This is a genomic window from Streptomyces griseofuscus (genome assembly GCF_014673495.1).
Classification (GTDB): domain Bacteria; phylum Actinomycetota; class Actinomycetes; order Streptomycetales; family Streptomycetaceae; genus Streptomyces; species Streptomyces murinus.
In genome coordinates this window covers 1,854,803-1,873,926 of the sequence record NZ_CP051006.1, presented here as the reverse complement: position 1 = coordinate 1,873,926, position 19,124 = coordinate 1,854,803, and the positions used below count along the sequence as shown (strand labels likewise).

The window sequence follows — 19,124 nt, the reverse complement described above, 5'->3', positions numbered from 1 at the left end:
TAAGAGCCGGTTTCGTCGGGTGTTCCTTTGTGCTGAGCTTCGGATGGTGCAGCCCAGGTCCGACGCTCGAGCGTTCGCTTCCTAGTCTCGTGGAGTCCAGGGTCTGTGAGCCGAGAACCAGGCTCAGGCGGGCGGGTTCAGTGTCGGCGGACTCGATGATGCGGGCGGCCATGCGCTGCTGGTCGCTGGGCGCGAGGCCGTTCGCCGGGGCGAGAATGGCCCAGAAGGCGTGCGCGGGCGTGTTGTTGTAGACGAGCGAGGTAGTGAGGGGCGCCGTCGCCTGTCAGGAGGCACGCTGCAGGTTCGGCTACTGCCAGCCCACGCTCCGTCCCACGCGCGCCTGACGCTATGGACATCGACACCTCAGCTAAGTGGTGGCCGACTGGAAGCGTAACCGCACTTCAGGAGGAATCCGCGTGGAGCTGATTACCGCGGTGCATCGCGGTAATCAGCTCCACGTCTGCCAATGGACCATAGGCCGAAGGCACCCTGAGCTTAAGCGTCTGCTGTCTACATGTTGATCATGTGGCCGGCCAGGCCGTGGATTGCCTCCTTGACCGCCTCGCCGAGCGTGGGATGCGCGTGAACGTTGCGAGCGACCTCATGCACCGTTAGGTCCCACTGCTGGGCGAGTGTCAGCTCCGGGAGGAGTTCGGTGACCTCGGGGCCGATGAGGTGGGCGCCGAGCAGTTCACCGTGCTTGCCGTCGCTGATGACCTTGACGAAACCCACGGCATGTCCCAGGCCGTGGGCCTTGCCGTTGGCGGTGAAGGGGAACTTGGCCACCTGGACGTCGAATCCGCGCTCGCGTGCCTGGGCCTCCGTCCAGCCGAAGCTGGCCACCTGCGGTTGGCAGTAGGTGGCTCGCGGGATCATGGTGTAGTCCAGCTCCATGGTCTCCGCGTCGGCAATGGTTTCTGCGGCCACGACGCCCATGGACTCGGCGGCGTGCGCCAGCATCAGCTTGGCGGTGACGTCCCCGATCGCGAAGATGTGCGGCACATTGGTGCGACAGCGTCCGTCGACGTCGATGGCGCCTCGCTCGGTGAGGCGGACACCCGTGTGCTCCAGGCCGTAGCCCTGGACGTTCGGGGCGAAGCCGATGGCCTGGAGCACCTTGTCGGTCTCCAGGACCCGGCGCTCGCCGTTCTTGGCGACCGTGACGCGGACGCGCGGGCCCGAGTCGTCGATGGTCTCCACGGCGGTGCCCGTGAGGACCTCGATGCCGAGCTTACGGTAGTGCTTCGCGAGTTCCTTGGAGATCTCCTCGTCCTCCAGCGGGACCATGCGGTCCAGGAACTCAGCGATGGTGACGTCCACGCCGTAGCTGCGCAGCACGTAGGCGAATTCCACACCGATGGCGCCGGCGCCGGCGATGACGATGCTGTCCGGCAGCGTCTCGCTGAGGATCTGGCTCTCGTAGGTCACCACGCGATCCGACAGGGCAGTGCCGGGCAGCAGCCGTGGAGTGGCGCCGGCCGCGATGATGCAATGGCCGAAAGTCACCGTATCCGTACGCCCGTCCGCGTAGGTCACCGTCAGGGTGTGGTCGTCAGTGAAAGCGCCCCGCCCCTCAAACTGGGTGATGGCGTTCTTCTTCATCAGGTAGTGAACGCCCTTGACCCGGCCGTCGGCGACCTTGCGGCTGCGCTGGTGGGCGACCCCGTAGTCCGCGGAGACGTCATCGCCCACGGAGATGCCGTACGCCTTGGCTTCGTTCGTGACGAACTGCACCATCTCGGCATTGCGCAGCAGTGCCTTGGAGGGGATGCAGCCCACGTTGAGACAGACGCCGCCCCAGTACCGCTCTTCCACCACTGCGGTAGACAGGCCGAGTTGCGCACTGCGGACCGCGGCTGTGTAACCGCCCGGGCCCGCTCCTAGAACAATGACATCGAAATGTTGGCTCACGAAAGGTCGATCTTCGTCCGACAGTGGCACAACGCGCAAGCCGCCCGAACCAGCCGCGGTCCTGGCGCAGTTGATGTGTCGAAGCTACCAACTACCCTCACGTCCCTTCGAGGTGATGTTCGACACGCGTGCCCGCAGCGGTCCTGGCGCTGGCCGGCGAGCCTCCTGCCCTTCTTTCACCTCCGCATCTCCAGGTGCTGGCCGTGTGTGCTGCGAGAGCGGCACAGTGCGATCACCGCCGCATCGTCGTCGAGGCAGCCGCCCGTGTGGGCGAGGAGATCACAGCGAAGGAAGTGCACCAGCTTCTCGGGGCTGTAGCCGGTCCACTGCGCAGCCCGCTCGACGAGGGGGTAGAAGCCACCGTCGGTGCCCCGTGCCTCGATGACGCCATCGGTGTAGAGCAGCAGGGTGTCACCGGGTTGGAAGGAGAACGTTTCAACCGTGTAGATCACAGGCCCGAGCGAGCCGGTTCCCAAGGGGGGAGCGGGGTTCACCGGAACCAGGGTGACGCCGTCCGCGCTGATCAACAGCGGTGGGGGGTGTCCGCAGCTCACGATACGCGCGATGCCGTCCTCCTCAGGGATCTCGACCAGCAACGCGGTGGCGAACCGCTCCTCGTTCTCCTCTGCCGGAGCCAGGCTGGCCAGGTTCCGGGTGACGCTGCGTTCCAGTGCGGCGGCCAGTTGCGCCAATCCGGCGTGCTCATGGTCGGCCTCCCGGAAGGCCCCGATGAGCAGGGCGGCCTCGCCGATGGCTGGGAGTCCCTTGCCGCGCACGTCACCGATCATGATCCTGACACCGTCCTCGGTGGAGGTGGCGGCATACAGGTCACCGCCGATCTGGGCTTCGTCCTCAGCCGCCAGATACAGCACTGCGACCTGCACGCTGCCGAGCTGGTCGGGCAGCGGCCACAGCAGTACGTGCTGCGTGGCCTCGGCGACCGTCCGCACCCGCGCCAGCTGACGGCGGTGGCGCTCACGCACCACGCAGAAGAGGACCGCCAAGGCCGACATCACCGCAAGAGCGAGGATCTGTACCAAGACGTTGCGGGTCATCAGCACGTTGAAGTGCCAGCCGATGTACGCCTGCGCCACCACGGTCAGAAAACCGACCAGGGCGGTCAGCCACGGACCCGCGAAGGCGATGGTGATCGCTGGAGCGACCACCAGTAGCGGGCTGAGGTGAACGTCTTCCGGTACGAGCTGGTCCACCGCCGTGATCACGACGATGAGCACGATCGGCACCGCCAGCAACGCCTGCTTCGACTGCCAGGGCCTGCGCACCCCGGCCTCGCGCCGCCGGACGTTCATGTAGTCCAGACTGCACCGTCGTGAGAGCCATGACGAGCGGAGACTCCCGACTGCAAGCAGCACCGGACCTGCTTGGCAAGGGGGCGTGAACGCTTCGGCCCGGGTATCGGTGGCCGACTCGGCCGCGGTGCTCCCTTCGGCGACCGGTCTCGGGGAGGTGGCTTACTCGTAGGCCCAGGCGCGGGCCGTCTGCCGGTCCTCGACCGGGATCGGGGTGACTCAGTCGTGCATCCGCGTGGTGTACAGCAGCCCGTCGAGGTGGTCGAGCTCATGGTGAATGGGGCGGGCGAGGCCGCGCTCGTACACCGTGGTCGTGATCTCGTCGGACAGGGTGGTGGCCTCCACCGTGATTCTCAGCGGACGAGGGACGACGTCGCGCACGTCGAAGAAACTGAGGCAGCCCCCGTACTGCTCATCGGGCTACCCCGGTGCCCCCGAGCGGTCCAACGCTCACGCCTGATGCTGTGCTGGAACACGACTTCTCCTCGTCTAGGGCCGTGCTGGCCTTTGTCCGTCGGCCGGACACCAACCCAGACAACCTGACCCGGTTGACCCGCGCTCGCAAACCTCCGAACGGGTGGCCTGCCGGGTGCGGAGCAGCGCGCACCGTGGAACATGCTGCGGGGTCACAGGCGATTCCGACCAGCCCCGCGATCCCTCAATGCTCGCTCTACGTATCCACGCTCGTCCATTCCAGTGATGCACGGTGAAAGCGAGCTAGCGGTGGGCGGTGAGAAATTGCTGGCCCCAGCTGCGGTTTCGTCGGAAGTGATGGATTCTTCAACGTCTTTGGTACTCGCTTGGACATGCCGGTCCGCCGTGCTCGGGCCAGCCTGGATGCGCGAGCCGTCCCGAATGGCCGACTCGCTCCCGGGGGGGGAACTCCGATCAGTCCAGGAGACCCACATGAGCGTCACCCGAAGCCATCACACCCGCGCACTCGCCGCCGGTGCTTTGTCCGCCGCCCTGCTGTCGACCGGTACGGCCGGAGCCGTCGCAGCGACCGGGACCCCGGCCCCCAAGCCCACCATGACTCACACCGGCATGCCGAGCGTGAAGCCGTCGCGGACGCCGACCGCGATGGGCTCGATCACCGTCTCGGCCAACCGCAAGGCCGTCAAGGTGGGCAACACCGTCATGTTCACCGGCCGGGTCAAAGGCATAAAGGCCGGCTCCACGCTGGTGCTCCAGCACAGGCACAACGGCAAGTGGACCACGCTGAAGACCACAGCCGTCGTCAACAAGAACGGCACCTACACGATCAAGCGGACGTTCACCAAGAAGGGCACCGAGCAAGTGCGGGTGGCGACCAAGTCCGGCACGTTCCACTCGTCGCCGCTCACCGTTCAGGTCAGTTGACGGCGAGCTGAGGCGGGTCTGCAGCCGATCGTGGCGCAGCCGGACTTGAGTGGGGCCGGGATCGACCTGTCCGGCCCCACTGCCGCGTCCGCGCGCCGAAGATGGGCACACGCTTTGCGAATTGCGCTCCTATGTTCTTGCATGTCTTCCAGGGCAGAGAGCGTCAATCATTCGGCCTCGCCGTCTGCCCTTCCGGTGAAGGTGCTCGAGGCGGCGGGAACAGAAGGTCTTCCAGAGCGGACGTCCCGAACAGAATGAGGATGACCACCACCGGGACGAGCAGAGCTATCACGGTCACGACGCCTCCCTGCTGCAGCATCACAGCTGCTGCTCGGCGGCAACCTGGTCACCCTCACCATGCGGCCGAACGGGGTACGCCGCACATCGGCGCGGGAGCGGTGTAGGCCGATCGGGTGAGGTCGTCCCCCGAACGCCCGCCACATCCGCAGCACGCCCGTGGGCGAGATCTCCACCCGCTTGGCCAGCTCCCGTTTCGACCAGTGCGTGGCACGCTCGGGCACCTCTACGAGGGTGCGCACCACCACGTCCTCCACCTGGCAAAGCTCCGGCCACCAGACCTGCCGAGGCCGATGATTCCCGGCCTGTGCGGGAGTCTGTCTTTCGACAGCAATCTTCTGGAAGGCGGCCTCATGACGAGCCTGCACGACTTGCTCGAAGCCCACGTCGGTGCCGGTACGCTGCCGGGAGCGGTGGGCCTCGTGGCCCGGGTTGACCAGGTCGAGGTGGTGGCCGTCGGCGCGCAGGACGCCGGCGACGGCGCCCCGATGGCGAGGGACTCCGTCTTCCGGGTCGCCTCGCTCACCAAGTCCGTCACCGCCGCCGCATTGCTGATCCTTCTGGAGGAGGGCACGCTCGCACTGGACGACCTGATCTGGACGTGGCTGCCGGAGCTGGGGAAGCCGATGGTCGTACGCACGCCGGCGAGCCCGGTGGACGACGTGGTGCCGGCCGACCGGCCCATCACCGTCTTCGACGTGCTGGCCTCCCAGGCCGGGTACGGATTTCCCTCCGACTTCACACTGCCGGCGGTGCAGGAGTTGTTCACGGTGCAAAAGGACGGCCGGGTGCCGAGCAACTTCCCGCCGGCCGACGAGTGGATGGCGGCGCTCGGCCGCATCCCGCTGCTGTACCAACCGGGTGCTGCCTGGCTGTACGACACCTGCTCCGTCCTGCAGGGGGTACTGATCTCGCGGGTCACCGGACAGCCGCTGCCCGAGTTCCTGACGGAGCGGATCTTCCAGCCACTGGGCATGGTGGACACCGGTTTCGAGGTGCCGGCCGCCAAGCGGGGCCGGTTCACCAGCTTCTACAGGCCAGGTGACGACGGCAGCCTGGAGCTCGCCGACGGCCCGGACGGCGAGTGGAGCAGCCTGCCCGCGCTACCGCTCGGCAATGGCGGGCTGGCCTCGACCGCCGACGACTGGCTGGCCTTCTGCCGGATGCTGCTGGCCGGCGGGGTGGCAGCCGACGGCCGCCGGGTGCTGTCGGCCGACTCCGTGCGCATGATGACCACCGACCATACGAATCCGGCGCAGCGCGACATCGGCCGACTGTTCCTGGACGGCCAGGGCTGGGGCTTCGGCGGCTCGGTCGACATCGACCGGACCAACCCGTGGAACGCGCCCGGCCGTTACGGCTGGGTCGGCGGCACGGGCACAGCGGCGCACGTCATCCCGGCCACGGGCGCGGTCACCATCCTGCTGACCCAGGTGGCAGCGACGGGTCCCGTGCCGGCACCGGTGATCAGGGAGTTCTGGCGGTACGCGGCGGACGCCTGACACACGCATCTCACGCCCGGAACCTCACGGTGGGCCAGCTGACCGGGTGGCGAGATCGGACCACGACGCACGGCTGTTTAAGCACGCAAGGAGATCTTGCTGAGGTGTCCCGGTCGAGCGTGACTGTTGTGACGATCTGATCGCTCGGCGGGTATGACGACTCGGCCGTGGGTCGTGGACAATGACATGTGGGCGCTGACCGAACCACTGCGGCCGCCCTGGCCGACGCGGTCGCCGAGGCCGACGCCAGTGGGTGATCGGCTCTGTCTGCAGGACGTCCTGTACGTCCTGCACCAGGACATCGCCTGGCAACTCCTACCGCTGGGGCTGGGATTCGGATCCGGGCAGACCTGCTGGCGGCGCCTGAACCGCTGGCAGCGGGCCGGAGCCTTCGTGGTATTTGCCGCAGCCCGCTTGTCGGCACGCGCCTGCATCGGCGAATCACCCGTGCGAAGGACGACTCACCTGCCAACGCATTGGACCGTGCGCCATTTCCCCCAAGCGAACCCTGCCGACCGCGGCTGCGAGAGCGTCCCGGCCGTCTTGCGGCGGCCGGACTCGGAGTTGACCGAGCACGGTCCCTGGCGATCAGGGACTTTCGACTTCCACCGGCCTGAGGATGAGCACTGATTCAGGCACCGGCTTCACCTCCAGCCAACCGAGAGTCTGCTGCTCTGCACCGAGGCCCTCACCGAAGCCCCGACCACCAGGGGGAGCAGTTCGGTGAAGACCGCCTCACGCACGCGCTGGCCACTCAGAGCCACACCATCGCAGCGATCACACTGTCACCCAAGTCGTGCGCGTACCGGTACCACGGGCATGGACGACGACCAAGCCGCTCTCGTCCTGACAGCCACACCTCAGTCGCCTAGGGCGTGTTGTGAAAGTGCTGGTCAAAGCCACTCGTTGATGGCTGCGACCAGCACTGTCGCTTCGTAGCGGACGGCGAGTTTGTCGTACCGAGTGGCGACGGCCCGGTGGCGTTTGAGCCGGTTGATCCCGCACTCGACCGCGTGCCGCTGCCTGTAGTCGTCCTTGTCGAACGCCGGTGGACGCCCGCCGCGCGAGCCGCGCTTGAGGCGGTTGCGGACGCGGTCCGCAGGGACTGGGATGGTGGCTTTGATGCCGCGTCTGCGCAGGTAGGAGCGGTTGCTGCGGGAGTCGTACGCCTTGTCGGCCCGCACCCGGTCCGGCCTCTTGCGCGGCCTGCCGAGTCCCAGCCTCGGAACCCGGATGGCTTCCAGGACCGCTTCGAACTGCGGGGAATCGCCCCGCTGTCCAGCCGTGATCACGACGGACAAGGGCTTCTGCCCCTGCTCGACCGCGAGGTGGATTTTGCTGGTCAGCCCGCCGCGGGATCGTCCGAGACCGTGGTCGGCCGGCTCGACGAAGATCCCGCCGGGCGGTTCCTTCTGGAGATCCCCCTTTTCACCGCGCCGGCAGCGTGCTGGTGAGCCCGGCAGACGGTGGAGTCGACGTTCACGTCCCAGGTGACCAGGCCCTCCGCATCGGCCTCGGCCTGGAGCTGGGTGAGGATCCTCGCCCAGGTGCCGTCCCGCTGCCAGCGCCGGAACAGGTCATAAACCCGGTCCCACGGCCCGTAGCGTTCGGGCACGTCACGCCATGGGGCACCGGTCCGGGTCCGCCACCGTATGCCGTCTATCAGCTGCCGCCGCGTCCACACCTGCGGACGACCCGGCTTGATGCCTTGCGGCAGCAACGGCTCAAGCCGGGCCCACTGGCCGTTCGTCAGATCCCCACGTCCCACGAAAGGTGATCATCAACGAACAAGATCCACTTTCGCAACAGACCCTAGGCCGTGTATCGAAAGTGGATCTTGACCTGTGAATGATCGTGTTCATGGGGCGGGGAGATCTCACGGATGAACAGTGGGCTGTGCTGGAGCCGTTGTTGCCGACGGGGAGGAAGGTGGGGCGGCCGCCCGTCTGGCCGCGGCGGCAGCTGGTCGACGGCATACGGTTCCGTGTCCGGACCGGTGTTCCGTGGCGGGATGTGCCCGTCGAGTACGGGCCGTGGGGCCGGATCTACGACTTGTTCCGCCGGTGGCAGCGGGATGGCACCTGGCACCGGGTTCTCACCCGGCTCCAGGCTCTGGCCGACGCGCAGGGGGCGATCTCGTGGGACCTGAGCGTCGACTCCACGGTGTGTCGCGCTCATCAGCATGCGGCCGGGGCCCGAAAGCACGGTGACCTGCAGAAGGAGCCGCCGGGCGGTGTCGTCACCGAGCCTCGTGATCACGGACTGGGGCGCTCGCGCGGCGGGTTCACCACCAAACTGCACTTGGCTGTCGAGCAGGGCCAGAAGCCTCTATCGATCGTGGTGACGGCCGGGCAGCGCGGCGACTCGCCACAGTTCGAGGCCGTGCTGGAGAAGATTCGCGTGCCTCGCGTCGGGGTGGGCCGGCCACGCATTCGCCCGGACCGCGTGCGCGCTGACAAGGCTTACGCCTCCCGCAAGAACCGCGCCTACCTGCGTAGACGAGGTATCCGCTGCACCATCCCGGACAAGGCCGACCATGCGCGTCACCGCAAGCAGCGCGGCTCCCGCGGCGGTCGGCCGCCGAAGTTCGACCCGGTCGACTACCGCGAGCGCCACGCGGTCGAGTGCGGCATTAATCGCCTCAAAAGGCATCGTGCCGTGGCCACGAGATACGACAAACTCGCGGTTCGTTACGAGGCAACCGTTCTCGTCGCGGCCATCAACGAGTGGCTGTGACCAGCATATTCGAGATACATCCTAGACCGCTGCCTTCCGCATCCCAGTCAGAAAGCCCCTGACCGCAGCCAGTTCCCGCTCGTCGTATCCCCGCAGCAGGTCCACCGCCCGATCGATGAGCGGTCCGAAGTGGGACCAGCTGAGGGCGACCGCCCGCTCGTCCACTTCGATGGTGACCTTGCGGCGGTCCCGCGCATCGCGCACCCGCCGTACATGCCCGGCCCGTTCCAGGCGGTCGACCAGTGCTGTGGTTCCTGCCGAGTTGAGCCCGAGAGCGGTGCCTAGGTGCCCTGCTGTGGTCTCCTCGCCGGCGCGGGCGGCGTCCATCAGGGTGATCAGCGCACGCACGTCGGTGGGGTGCATGCCGTTGCGCTGTGCGAACCGGGTGCTGTGCCTGCCCAGGTCGACGGCCACCGCGCGCAGCAGGTGGACGATCTCCATCTCGGGCCCCGGCTCGGCTCGTTCGACGAGTTCCTCACCCTCCTGATCGGGCACGGACCACCTCCACGTATTATCTCGCCCAACAAGAATCTTGCTGAGCGAGATAATAGAGGAGTCGCCGTTCATGAACGCTCGCGATACGTACGACGCCGACAACTTCCTCATGGCCTACGACAAGGTCATGACCAAGTGGCCTGCCGCTCGCGAGACGGCGACCGTTCCCACGCCCTTCGGCACGACACACGTCAACGTATGCGGCCCGGCCGACAGGCCCTCGCTCGTCCTCCTGCCCGGCGGAGGGGGCGCAACCTCCGCGTCCTGGTACGCGCAGGCCGCCGAACTGTCCCGCACCCACCGGGTGTTCGCCGTCGACTTGATCGGCGCCCCCGGACGCAGCACTCCCGAGGGCGACCGCCGCCCCCGCACGGTCGCCGACCTGTCGGCCTGGCTGGACGCGCTCCTCGACGGCCTCGGAGTGGCCGAGACCGACCTGGGCGGACACTCGTACGGCGCCTGGATCGCGCTGCATCACGCCATGCGCGCGCCCGACCGGATACGCCGCCTGGCCCTTCTGGACCCGACCCAGTGCTTCGCCGGGTTCAGCCCGGCCTACCTGGTGCACGCACTGCCCATGCTGCTGCGGAACACACCCCGCCGGGTCCGCGCCTTCCTGGAGTGGGAGACCAAAGACTCCGCCCTTGATCCCGACTGGCTCGCCCTCCAAGAGGCGGCCGCCGGTTTCCCCTCTCTCCGACCCGTAACCGGGCCGCGCCCGGCACCGGACGCCCTGCGCGGCCTGGACCTGCCGGTCCTGTTGCTCCTCGCCGGAAGCAGCAGGACCCATGACCCCTCCAAGGTGGCCGCCCGCGCCGAGGCGCTGCTGCCACGCGTCGCAACGACCGTGCTGCCGGATGTGTCCCATCACGCGCTTCCGCACGCCATCCCGCCCGAGGCGAACCGTAGCCTCGCCGGCTTCCTGGAACGGTCCGGTGACTGAGTCTCAGCCCGCCCCGGGCACCGCACCCTGAAAATCAACCCTCGTTTAGCTCCGCTAATAGCACTTCCGATACACGGCCTAGTAGGCTGCCAGAGGCGTAATGGCGTCACAGCGGGTAGGCGAATACAGGCAAGTCCTATTGCACGTGAAGAAATGCCAAGGAAACCGACAAGGGATCCTCCATGACTACCACGCTCAGTAAGCAGACACCGGAAGAGCAGCGGCCGAGGGCGCCCTGGCGCTACGGCGCCGCTTGGGGCACCAGGGGTGCGCACATCGCCCAGGCTCGCCACGCCGTGCGTTCACTGCTGGCACGGGCAGGACACCATCCGCGCGAGCGTTCCAGCCAGGACGCCGAGCTCGTCGTCAGTGAACTGGTCACCAACGCCGTCCGTCACGCACCCGGACCGGGTGAACTCCTGCTCGAAGTCTCTCCGGACGCCGCGCAGTTGCGGATCAGCGTCCGTGACAGCTCCCCGCTCCCGCCACGTCTTCAGGTGCCCGACGCCGGCCGCATCGGCGGACACGGCCTGTACCTGGTCACCCGGCTTTGCGACCAGGTACGCACCATCGCCCTGGGCACGGGCAAACGAGTCGTCGCACACCTGCCCTTGCAGCAACCGGCCGGCTGACCCTCGCGAGAGTCGCGCACCGAGAGCGGCTGACATCTCCCGCCGGGCCGGCGTCAGGCCGAGGGCCGGGGATCAAGCAGGAGGCGGGCGGTGACCCGTTTCCCGGCCTCCTCGGGCAGGACGGTGAGGTCGGACGCAACGGCCTTCACGATCTCCAGACCGTGCTGGCCCACCCTGTAAGGGTCCGCCTGCCGAGCCGCCGGAATCCCGGGATGGCTGTCCCACACTTCCACCTCCACCGCCTCGTCCGCCGGCCGCAGGCACAACCGGATGGGGCCGGGTGCGTGTTTGCAGGCGTTGGTGACCAACTCGCTGACCACCAGCTGAGCCAAGCTCACGATCCGCCCCGACACCCTCGTTGGACGGTTGTCGGCTGCGTCCCCGGTGAAGAAGGCGGCGGTTCGGTGACGGGATTCGGCGATGTAGGAGCCGTCTCCTGACAGCGCGATGGTCTCCTCGACCGCCGTGGAGTTCGGTCCGTGGCAACACTCACGTTCTGGGTCCGCGCCCATCTGTCATGTCACTCCCGCCCTGCTCGCGTACGCCGTCCTCCCGGGCGGGTACCGCGCTCGCGCAACCTGTACCTGTGGGTGGCAAGGCCATCCGGGTGCAGTACCGGTACCATGCGCGAGCAGATCCACATCGAGGAAGTGCTGGGTACGGCGTCACCGACGCTTGCTGAGGTGCTGAGGGACTGTGGCGGACAACCGTTCTGCAGGAAATGCGCGTCTGTCGATCAACATGAGTCATACCAGTGGCGTCCGGGTGGTTACGGCGTGCGGCGAGATCGATCTTGACAGCGCTCCGCAGTTGTTGGATGCCCTGACCGCCGGTGACGCTGCCGCTCAGGTGACGGTGGTGGATCTCAGCGGCGTCACCTTCATGGATTCCAGCGGCATCAATGCTCTCATCGCCGCGCATCACGCCGCGCAGCGCCATGGCGGCCGGCTGCGACTCGCTGCGCCGAGCCCCGCCGTCTCCGAGACCCTCGGGATCGTCGGCCTCACCGAGGTCATCCCCTGCCACCCGACTCTGCGCGACGCGCTTGCCGTCTGACCCCGTCAGCCGGATGAGCTGAGCATGGCTGATGCCCGCCGCAGCCATGGCGGGCATCATGAGGGGTACCGCGGATGGACTCAGCCGGTCGTGAGCATGCCTTCGCGCAGCCGGGCCAGGCACCGGGACAGCAGTCGCGAGACATGCATCTGCGAGACACCCAGACGTTCGCCGATCTGGGCCTGGGTGAGCTCCTCCACGAACCGCATGTGAATGAGCTGCCGGTCTCGCTCGTCGAGCTCGGCGATCATGGGTGCGAGGGTATGGAAGTCCTCCACCAGCTCCAGAGCCGTGTCCTCGGTCCCGATGAAGTCCTGGAGCGCCGCCTCGCCGTCCTCGCTCCCGTTGAGCGTGGCGTCCAGGGAGGAGGAGTTGTAACCGTTCGAGGCCAAGCGGGCCTCACGCACCTCGTCCTCGGACAGGCTCATCAGCTCCGACAGCTCCTTGACCGTCGGGTCACGGTCGAGACGGCTGCGCAGCTCCTCGGTCGCCTTGGCGAGCTGGACACGGGCCTCCTGCAGCCGCCGGGGCACGTGCACGGCCCAGGTGGTGTCACGGAAGAAACGCTTGATCTCACCGACGACGTAGGGGATGGCGAAGGAGGTGAACTCCACCTCGCGGGACAGCTCGAACCGGTCGATGGCCTTGATCAGGCCAATCATGCCGACCTGGACGATGTCCTCCATCTCCTCCGGCCCACGGCTGCGGAACCGGCCCGCCGCGTAGCGGACCAGGGACATGTTCATCTCGATCAGCGTGTTACGGGCATAGCTGTACTCCCGCGTGCCCTCTTCCAGCACCGCCAACTGCTGGAAGAACAGCTTGGACAGCTCACGAGCGTCCTTGGGCGCCACCTGGGAAGGATCGGCGACCTCCGGCAACTCGGCCGTCCGGGTGTGCGTTGCCAGCGTGCTGGGCGCCATGCTGATACCCTCCCAGGATCGATCTCACCGCTCCTGCCTGCCGAAACGGCCGACGACATGCCGCCTACCCCGCCATCCTGCACCCATGCCTGCTCCCTGAGCGAACGGTGAATCGGACTCCGCTCAGGCGCCAGGACGCATGGCGGGGGCAGTGTCCCTGAGCCGACAGCGGTCGTTGCGCAGGGCCGTACCGTCCGCCCGTCCGAACGCTCACAGCTGACCTGTCCGCAGCTGCTGGCGCCTCTGGGCGGCGCGGCTTTCGAGCGAGCGCCGACAGGGTGTCAGGAAGCAGGGTTGGACCTGGCAGCGGGACCGTGCTGTGGTCGCAGTACGAACAAGGCGTCGAGGCCCGTGATCGCAAGTACGCGAAGCAGAACCGGCTGGACGCCGGTCAGAGCGAATTCCGTCCCGGCCTGCAAGGCACCGCCTCTGGCCGCTACCAAGGCCGTGAGTCCGGCCGCGTCGCAGAACGACACTCCGGACAGGTCCAGCAGCAGCCGGACCGGCCGTTGATCTAGACATTCAGCCAGGACGGGGCACAGTTCCGGACCGGTGAACTGGTCCAGTTCACCGAAGACGCCCACCACCGCCGTGCCGCCCTCATGGACAACCAGGGTGGTGATGCCTCCCGCGCCACTCATCCCGCGTCTCCCTCGATCGCTGTGACGCCAGCGTGCGGGCATATCAGTCGGGTTCCAAGGACGCACCGGCACAGCGCGTTTCTGAGCCCGTGCGTGTCCCTGGATGGTTCGGTGGTGCCCATGGGCCAGTCGATGCCGTCCACCTGCTCCGAACCCGGGCCTGTCCTAGGCGTCAACGGTATCGACGCCCGTGAGAAGTGTCTCTCGAACCAACTCGCGGAGCGGATACCGACTGACACCTGCCGACGGCTTCTGGCTGTATCGGTGATTCCTGACACCGGTTGTCGAGCGGCCGCGACACCGCCCGGTGCTGGCGGAGAGTGATATCGCCAAGTTTTGACACCACTTGGGGGCGTGCGTCGAGGCCCGCTTCGGGCCGCTGCGGCAGTTCACCCTGGCTAATACGCATCATCCGAACCACACGATCCAGACCCGGGCCCTGCACGCCGAGAAGGGCCTTCGCTGGGGAAGCCGCCCCTGCTCGTTGCCTGATCAAGCAGCCTAGCGCGCAGCCTGCTCGAGTCCACCGGCACGGAGGGCATCCTCGATCTCGCCGAGCTTCGCTGACGACAAGACTCCCACCCGCTCGGTCAGATCTTCCTTGGCCAGCGTGACCAGCCAAGTGCACGGGACAAGACCGGGACGAGGCAGCGCCACTCGAAGGACGCCCTCGACAGGCAGCCCCTCGGGCGCCCCCACTGCCACCTCAACGGCCACACCGCTGATCTCGATCCCCGCAGGAGCGACGACCTGCATCGCTCGGAACCCGGACGCCTCGTCTCCTGACAGCAGTACCACCGGCCGCCGCTCGTCAAAGTCCGCCAACCAGACCTCACCGCGCTGCATGTGCCCTCCCGACGCAGGATCGCAGGGGAACCATGCACGCCCCGGACCGAACACCCCATTGCCGACCGTAATCCAACCAGTCCAGCGGTCGCAGCGGCCAGCGAACCCGGTGAACCTGCGCGCTCACAGCCCTAGGCCAGTGCTCGGCGGAGAGATCATCATGTGGGAATGACTGAGAACCGATCCACTGTGGCACCGACTGTGGTGCGGCTCGCCCAGTACACGAAGGCGGACCAGGAGGAGATCCTTGGCATCAGCGATGATCCCTTCGGTGTCGCCTGGACCGGTCTGACCTGGCTGCCGAAAGAAGAGCACTTCGCCATCCGGCACGACGGCCGCCTCGTGGCACACGCCGGCCTGCTGCGACTGCCTGTTGCGATCGGCGACGCCGAGACAGAGGTGGTGGGCGTCGGCGGGGTGGCCGTCTCACCCCGCATGCAAGGTCACGGCCTCGCTCGCCTCGTCGTCACAGCTGCCCTGGAGCACGCCCGAACGATGGGGCCTCAACACGCACTCCTCTTCTGCCGGCCTCCCCTCGTGTCGCTCTACCAGCGCCTCGGATGGCACCCGCTCGACAAGGACGTACTCGTCGAACAACCCGAAGGCCGCCTCGTGACCATGCCGCTGCGGACCATGGTGACGCCCCTGCGCGACGACGCCCGGTGGCCCTCAGGGCCAGTACGGCTGTCCTCACTCCCTATGTGACGGGCCCCCTGTAGCGAAAGCCGCGCAGCGTTCCGGGCAGGACGCCGTGCGCCGTCAGTCCTTGCCGCGCCCCGTCAGGGCGTCCCTGATCCGGTCCACCATGCCTGTGCCGGGGGCCAGCAGCTTGTTGGCCGGCGGCGTGTCAGGAGCCGACGGGTGCGGCCGGGTGGGCGCCGTCTTCTTGGCCTGGCGGACCTTGTCACCCAGCTTCATCAGCTCCTCTTCGGAGGCCGCCGACCGCAGCCGGGGGAAGAGGTTGTCCTCCTCGTCGCGGACGTGGCTGCGGATCTCGGTCATAAGCTCACCGATGAGCCGGTCGAACTCCGGATCGTCGGCACCGACGGCTTCGAGCGCTTTCATCGTCCGTTCGGCCTCGGCGTGGTCCTCGATCTCCTTGTCGGCGACCGTGTCACCGTCGGACAGGAACTCGCGCACGGCCGGGTAGAGGTACGCCTCCTCGGCGACCGAGTGCCGCACCAGCTCGATCACGGCCTGGTCGGCGTACTTCTTGCGCTGCTTGTCTCCCGGGCTCAGGGCCTCGATCTTCCCGAACAGCTCATCGACCTCGCGGTGGTCGGTGGTCAGTTCCGCGATGACGTCCCCGCCGTGTCCCATGGGCGTTCCCTTCTTTCACGCTGCGCCGTCCGGAATGCCTCGACCGTGTATCCACGGCCCAGCGCCCGCAAACCGGGTGGGCATTCGGCGCATCCGCTCACCGCGTGGCACCCAGTGGGCGGCACTGCGATGGAATGCCGTCGGTGGGGTACGCCTGTTCTGACCCGGGTCCGCACGTCGTCGAGGGGGCGTGTGCTGGTCTCCCGAAGCAGAGCACGGCTGAAGCAGAGGGCCCGGCTTGACGAAGGAGCAACGGCATGGCGAGTGAACAGCCCGACGGCACTGCGGGACGCGACAGGTCCTTGGCGCTCCCGGTAGCGGAGCAGGCAGGCTGGGACGAGGTCGATGTGCGGGCGGTGGACACCGTGCGACTGCTGGCGGCCGACGCGGTGCAGAAGGTCGGCAACGGGCACCCGGGCACCGCGATGAGCCTCGCCCCTCTGGCCTACCTGCTGTTCCAGAACGTCATGCGGCACGACCCGGAAGACGACCAGTGGCTGGGACGGGACCGGTTCGTGCTCTCCTGCGGGCACTCCAGCCTGACCCTGTACACCCAGCTCTACCTGGCCGGCTACGGCCTGGAGCTATCGGACCTGGAGGCGTACCGGACCTGGGGCTCCGCCACCCCCGGCCACCCCGAGCACCGGCACACCCGCGGAGTGGAAATCACCACCGGACCGCTGGGCCAGGGGCTGGCCAGTGCGGTCGGCATGGCCATGTCGGCCCGCCGCGAACGCGGACTGCTCGACCCAGACGCGGAGCCGGGCACCAGCCCCTTCGACCACCACGTCTACGTCATCGCCTCCGACGGCGACCTCATGGAGGGCGTCGCCAGCGAGGCCGCCTCCCTGGCCGGCCACCAGAAACTCGGCGACCTCACCGTCTTCTACGACTCCAACCACATCTCCATCGAGGACGACACCGACGTCGCCTTCAGCGAGGACGTACCCGCCCGCTTCGCCGCCTACGGCTGGCACGTGCAGACCGTCGACTGGACCGGCACCGGCAGTTACGTCGAGGACGTCGACGCGCTGCTGGCCGCCACACGGGCCGCGAGGGAGGAGACCGGCCGCCCGTCGCTGATCATGCTGCGCACCCTGATCGGCTGGCCCGCCCCGAACAAGCAGAACACCGGCAAGGCCCACGGCTCCGCGCTGGGCGAGGACGAGGTCGCGGCCACGAAGAAGCTGCTCGGCTTCGATCCCGGCGCACACTTCACCGTCGAGGACGAGGTCCTGGCCCGCACCCGGCAGGCGGCTGAGCGCGGCCGGCAAGCGCGCGCGGCATGGGACGAGACGTTCACGGCCTGGCAGAAGGCCAATCCCGAGCGCGCCGCGCTGCTTGACCGGCTACAGAAACAGGAACTGCCCGACGGCTGGACCGACGCGCTGCCCGTCTTCCCTGCCGATGCCAAGGGAATGGCCACCCGGGCCGCTTCCGGCGAGGTCCTCAGTGCGCTCGCGCCGGTCCTGCCGGAGCTGTGGGGAGGATCGGCCGACCTGGCCGGAAGCAACAACACCACCATGGACGGCGAGCCGTCCTTCCTCCCCGCCGACCACCAGACCAAGGACTGGAAGGGCGGCCCCTACGGGCGGACCCTGCACTTCGGTATCCGCGAGCACGCCATGGGCGCGATCCTCAACGGCATCGCCCTGCAGAGCCTGACGCGCCCCTACGGCGGCACCTTCCTGACCTTCTCCGACTACATGCGCCCCGCCGTACGCCTGGCCGCCCTGATGCAGCTGCCCGCGACCTACATCTGGACCCACGACTCCATCGGCCTGGGCGAGGACGGTCCCACCCACCAACCCGTCGAACAGCTCGCCGCGCTGCGCGCCACCCCCGGCCTCGACGTCGTGCGGCCCGCCGACGCCAACGAGACCACCGCCTGCTGGCAGACCATCCTGGAGCACACCGACCGGCCCGCCGGCCTGATCCTGAGCCGACAGAACCTGCCCGTCCTGGACCGCGGCAACGGCGAATACGCCCCGGCCCGGGAAGCGGCCCGCGGCGGTTACGCCCTCGCGGACGCCGTCGACGCAGCACCCGAGGTGATCCTGGTGGCCACCGGCTCCGAGGTCCACATCGCCCTTGAGGCCCGCACCCTGCTGGCCGCAGAGAACCTCGCGGTGCGGGTGGTGTCGATGCCGTGCCGGGAGTGGTTCGCCGCCCAGCCGCAGAGCTACCAGGACTCGATCCTGCCACCCTCCGTCCGGGCCCGAGTCAGCGTCGAAGCCGCTGTGGCACAGGGATGGCGCGAAATCATCGGCGACGCCGGGCGAGTCGTCAGCCTGGAACACTACGGCGCCTCCGCCGACTACCAGCGCCTCTACACCGAGTTCGGCATCACTCCCGAAGCGGTCGCCGCCGCTGCCCGTGACAGCATCAGCGACGCCCAGCGCACCGTCCGCCCCGGCGGCCAACAGCACACGTTAGCACCCACCGAAGGCGGTACTGGCGACCGCCCGTAGATCTTCATCCCAGCACCGGTGAGGTTTCGAGTTGCGACTGGGTTTGTTCGGCGAGCTTCAGGTGGGTCTGCAGGACGGGCAGGTTCTTGCGGGCCTCGTTGATCACCTGCTGGTTGCTGCCGCTGGAGATCTCCTTTACGTCTGAGACCTTCACCGCCGTCAGCAAGGACAGCGGCACGGCGGAGGACGTCACGAGGTTCCGCATCTCCTTCGACCTGCCCACGGTCAAGGGCGCGAAAGCCGAGGCATCCGGCGTCGACGTCATCGCTCAGGACGGCAAGACCTACCTGAACTCAGTGGGCGACCAGTTCCTCGCCGCGGGCACGTCCGGCCGATCACCGTGCCGGGCGACCCGGCTCATCTGCCGCGTGAGCACCCCCTCGACGGCCTGAGGGCCACGCGTCTGCTCAACCACTGATCACACTCCACGGGGCAACGCCTGCCGCCGCGCACCCGAACACGCAAGGCATCGCCCTGCGCGTCCGCAACCGTCACCTTTCAACGGAGTCCCCACGTGAGTCTGACTGCCGCCCGGACGTCCGCCGGGCAACCGGCTCCCGGCGATGCGCGGTATCTCTTCCACATCACCTGAGGAAGAAGAACGCCAGTTGCGTCTCCAAGGCGCCGATGCTGCCTATCGCTCGCGGGCCGCCGCGGCACACGGGGAACGGGACAGCCAGCG

Annotated in this window: 19 protein-coding genes and 2 pseudogenes; 11 read left to right on the top strand and 10 right to left on the bottom strand. The window is 67.9% G+C overall.

Annotated features, from left to right (window positions below):
• Positions 1–510 precede the first annotated feature (510 nt).
• The 3 genes and pseudogenes from lpdA to HEP81_RS08315 form a co-directional block, all read right to left on the bottom strand.
• Entirely contained in the window at positions 511–1,911 is a 1,401-nt protein-coding gene (lpdA, locus tag HEP81_RS08325; protein ID WP_037659748.1) for a dihydrolipoyl dehydrogenase, read from the bottom strand.
• Positions 1,912–2,087: 176 nt separating this feature from the next.
• Positions 2,088–3,221, bottom strand: coding sequence for a PP2C family protein-serine/threonine phosphatase (locus HEP81_RS08320; RefSeq protein ID WP_037659746.1), 1,134 nt, complete (start codon positions 3,219–3,221; stop codon positions 2,088–2,090).
• Between the two features lie 219 nt (positions 3,222–3,440).
• Positions 3,441–3,620: pseudogene (locus tag HEP81_RS08315) on the bottom strand (peptide deformylase); the annotation flags it as partial.
• Between the two features lie 507 nt (positions 3,621–4,127).
• On the opposite strand from HEP81_RS08315, the gene HEP81_RS08310 reads away from it, so the two are divergent.
• From HEP81_RS08310 to HEP81_RS42625, 3 genes are all read left to right on the top strand, one after another.
• Positions 4,128–4,580 carry a hypothetical protein gene (locus HEP81_RS08310; RefSeq protein ID WP_051850427.1) on the top strand — a complete coding sequence of 151 codons (453 nt, stop codon included), beginning with the start codon at positions 4,128–4,130 and terminating at the stop codon, positions 4,578–4,580.
• A gap of 650 nt (positions 4,581–5,230) precedes the next feature.
• On the top strand, positions 5,231–6,379 hold the full coding sequence (locus tag HEP81_RS08305; RefSeq protein ID WP_037659743.1) for a serine hydrolase domain-containing protein: 1,149 nt from the start codon (positions 5,231–5,233) through the stop codon (positions 6,377–6,379).
• Positions 6,380–6,532: 153 nt separating this feature from the next.
• Positions 6,533–7,009, top strand: coding sequence for a transposase (locus HEP81_RS42625; RefSeq protein ID WP_106979999.1), 477 nt, complete (start codon positions 6,533–6,535; stop codon positions 7,007–7,009).
• A 263-nt stretch (positions 7,010–7,272) separates the two neighbouring features.
• On the opposite strand, the gene HEP81_RS08295 is transcribed toward HEP81_RS42625, so the two are convergent.
• A protein-coding gene (locus HEP81_RS08295; protein ID WP_106980134.1) for an IS5 family transposase occupies positions 7,273–8,147 on the bottom strand; the annotation gives its coding sequence in 2 pieces (ribosomal slippage) (positions 7,273–7,809 and positions 7,812–8,147; 873 coding nt in all).
• Between the two features lie 92 nt (positions 8,148–8,239).
• On the opposite strand from HEP81_RS08295, the gene HEP81_RS08290 reads away from it, so the two are divergent.
• Positions 8,240–9,115: an IS5 family transposase gene (locus HEP81_RS08290; protein ID WP_051850796.1), complete on the top strand. Its 876-nt coding sequence runs from the start codon at positions 8,240–8,242 to the stop codon at positions 9,113–9,115.
• A 21-nt stretch (positions 9,116–9,136) separates the two neighbouring features.
• Here the strand turns inward: HEP81_RS08290 and HEP81_RS08285 are convergent, their stop codons facing one another.
• Positions 9,137–9,556: a MarR family transcriptional regulator gene (locus HEP81_RS08285; RefSeq protein WP_051850795.1), complete on the bottom strand. Its 420-nt coding sequence runs from the start codon at positions 9,554–9,556 to the stop codon at positions 9,137–9,139.
• A 124-nt stretch (positions 9,557–9,680) separates the two neighbouring features.
• Here HEP81_RS08285 and HEP81_RS08280 point away from each other — a divergent pair, with 124 nt between their 5' ends.
• Both HEP81_RS08280 and HEP81_RS08275 read left to right on the top strand, forming a co-directional pair.
• Complete coding sequence (locus HEP81_RS08280) at positions 9,681–10,553, top strand: alpha/beta fold hydrolase (protein WP_037664519.1); 873 nt, start codon at positions 9,681–9,683, stop codon at positions 10,551–10,553.
• Between the two features lie 182 nt (positions 10,554–10,735).
• The gene (locus tag HEP81_RS08275) at positions 10,736–11,185 is read left to right on the top strand and encodes an ATP-binding protein (RefSeq protein WP_078967827.1); all 450 of its coding nucleotides are present in this window, start codon (positions 10,736–10,738) and stop codon (positions 11,183–11,185) included.
• A gap of 53 nt (positions 11,186–11,238) precedes the next feature.
• On the opposite strand, the gene HEP81_RS08270 is transcribed toward HEP81_RS08275, so the two are convergent.
• Positions 11,239–11,697 carry an ATP-binding protein gene (locus HEP81_RS08270; protein ID WP_037664514.1) on the bottom strand — a complete coding sequence of 153 codons (459 nt, stop codon included), beginning with the start codon at positions 11,695–11,697 and terminating at the stop codon, positions 11,239–11,241.
• A gap of 184 nt (positions 11,698–11,881) precedes the next feature.
• On the opposite strand from HEP81_RS08270, the gene HEP81_RS08265 reads away from it, so the two are divergent.
• The gene (locus HEP81_RS08265; protein WP_037664513.1) at positions 11,882–12,241 is read left to right on the top strand and encodes an STAS domain-containing protein; all 360 of its coding nucleotides are present in this window, start codon (positions 11,882–11,884) and stop codon (positions 12,239–12,241) included.
• 80 nt (positions 12,242–12,321) lie between these two features.
• Here HEP81_RS08265 and HEP81_RS08260 read toward each other — a convergent pair whose 3' ends face one another.
• Entirely contained in the window at positions 12,322–13,164 is an 843-nt protein-coding gene (locus HEP81_RS08260; RefSeq protein WP_037664510.1) for an RNA polymerase sigma factor SigF, read from the bottom strand.
• 281 nt (positions 13,165–13,445) lie between these two features.
• The gene (locus HEP81_RS08255) at positions 13,446–13,805 is read right to left on the bottom strand and encodes an STAS domain-containing protein (protein ID WP_051850793.1); all 360 of its coding nucleotides are present in this window, start codon (positions 13,803–13,805) and stop codon (positions 13,446–13,448) included.
• A 358-nt stretch (positions 13,806–14,163) separates the two neighbouring features.
• Here HEP81_RS08255 and HEP81_RS41400 point away from each other — a divergent pair.
• Positions 14,164–14,310 (top strand): annotated as a pseudogene (locus HEP81_RS41400) (IS630 family transposase); the annotation flags it as partial.
• Here the strand turns inward: HEP81_RS41400 and HEP81_RS08250 are convergent.
• On the bottom strand, positions 14,307–14,651 hold the full coding sequence (locus tag HEP81_RS08250) for a type II toxin-antitoxin system PemK/MazF family toxin (RefSeq protein ID WP_037664509.1): 345 nt from the start codon (positions 14,649–14,651) through the stop codon (positions 14,307–14,309). The pseudogene HEP81_RS41400 and the gene HEP81_RS08250 sit on opposite strands and share 4 nt — an antisense overlap.
• A 168-nt stretch (positions 14,652–14,819) precedes the next feature.
• Here HEP81_RS08250 and HEP81_RS08245 point away from each other — a divergent pair, with 168 nt between their 5' ends.
• On the top strand, positions 14,820–15,356 hold the full coding sequence (locus HEP81_RS08245) for a GNAT family N-acetyltransferase (RefSeq protein WP_190275968.1): 537 nt from the start codon (positions 14,820–14,822) through the stop codon (positions 15,354–15,356).
• 54 nt (positions 15,357–15,410) lie between these two features.
• Here the strand turns inward: HEP81_RS08245 and HEP81_RS08240 are convergent, their stop codons facing one another.
• Positions 15,411–15,971, bottom strand: a complete 561-nt coding sequence (locus HEP81_RS08240) for a hemerythrin domain-containing protein (RefSeq protein ID WP_037662491.1) — start codon at positions 15,969–15,971, stop codon at positions 15,411–15,413.
• A 257-nt stretch (positions 15,972–16,228) separates the two neighbouring features.
• On the opposite strand from HEP81_RS08240, the gene tkt reads away from it, so the two are divergent.
• Together tkt and HEP81_RS08230 are read left to right on the top strand one after the other, a co-directional pair.
• Entirely contained in the window at positions 16,229–18,442 is a 2,214-nt protein-coding gene (tkt, locus tag HEP81_RS08235) for a transketolase (RefSeq protein WP_037662492.1), read from the top strand.
• 113 nt (positions 18,443–18,555) lie between these two features.
• On the top strand, positions 18,556–18,834 hold the full coding sequence (locus HEP81_RS08230; RefSeq protein WP_037662493.1) for a hypothetical protein: 279 nt from the start codon (positions 18,556–18,558) through the stop codon (positions 18,832–18,834).
• Positions 18,835–19,124: the final 290 nt, after the last annotated feature.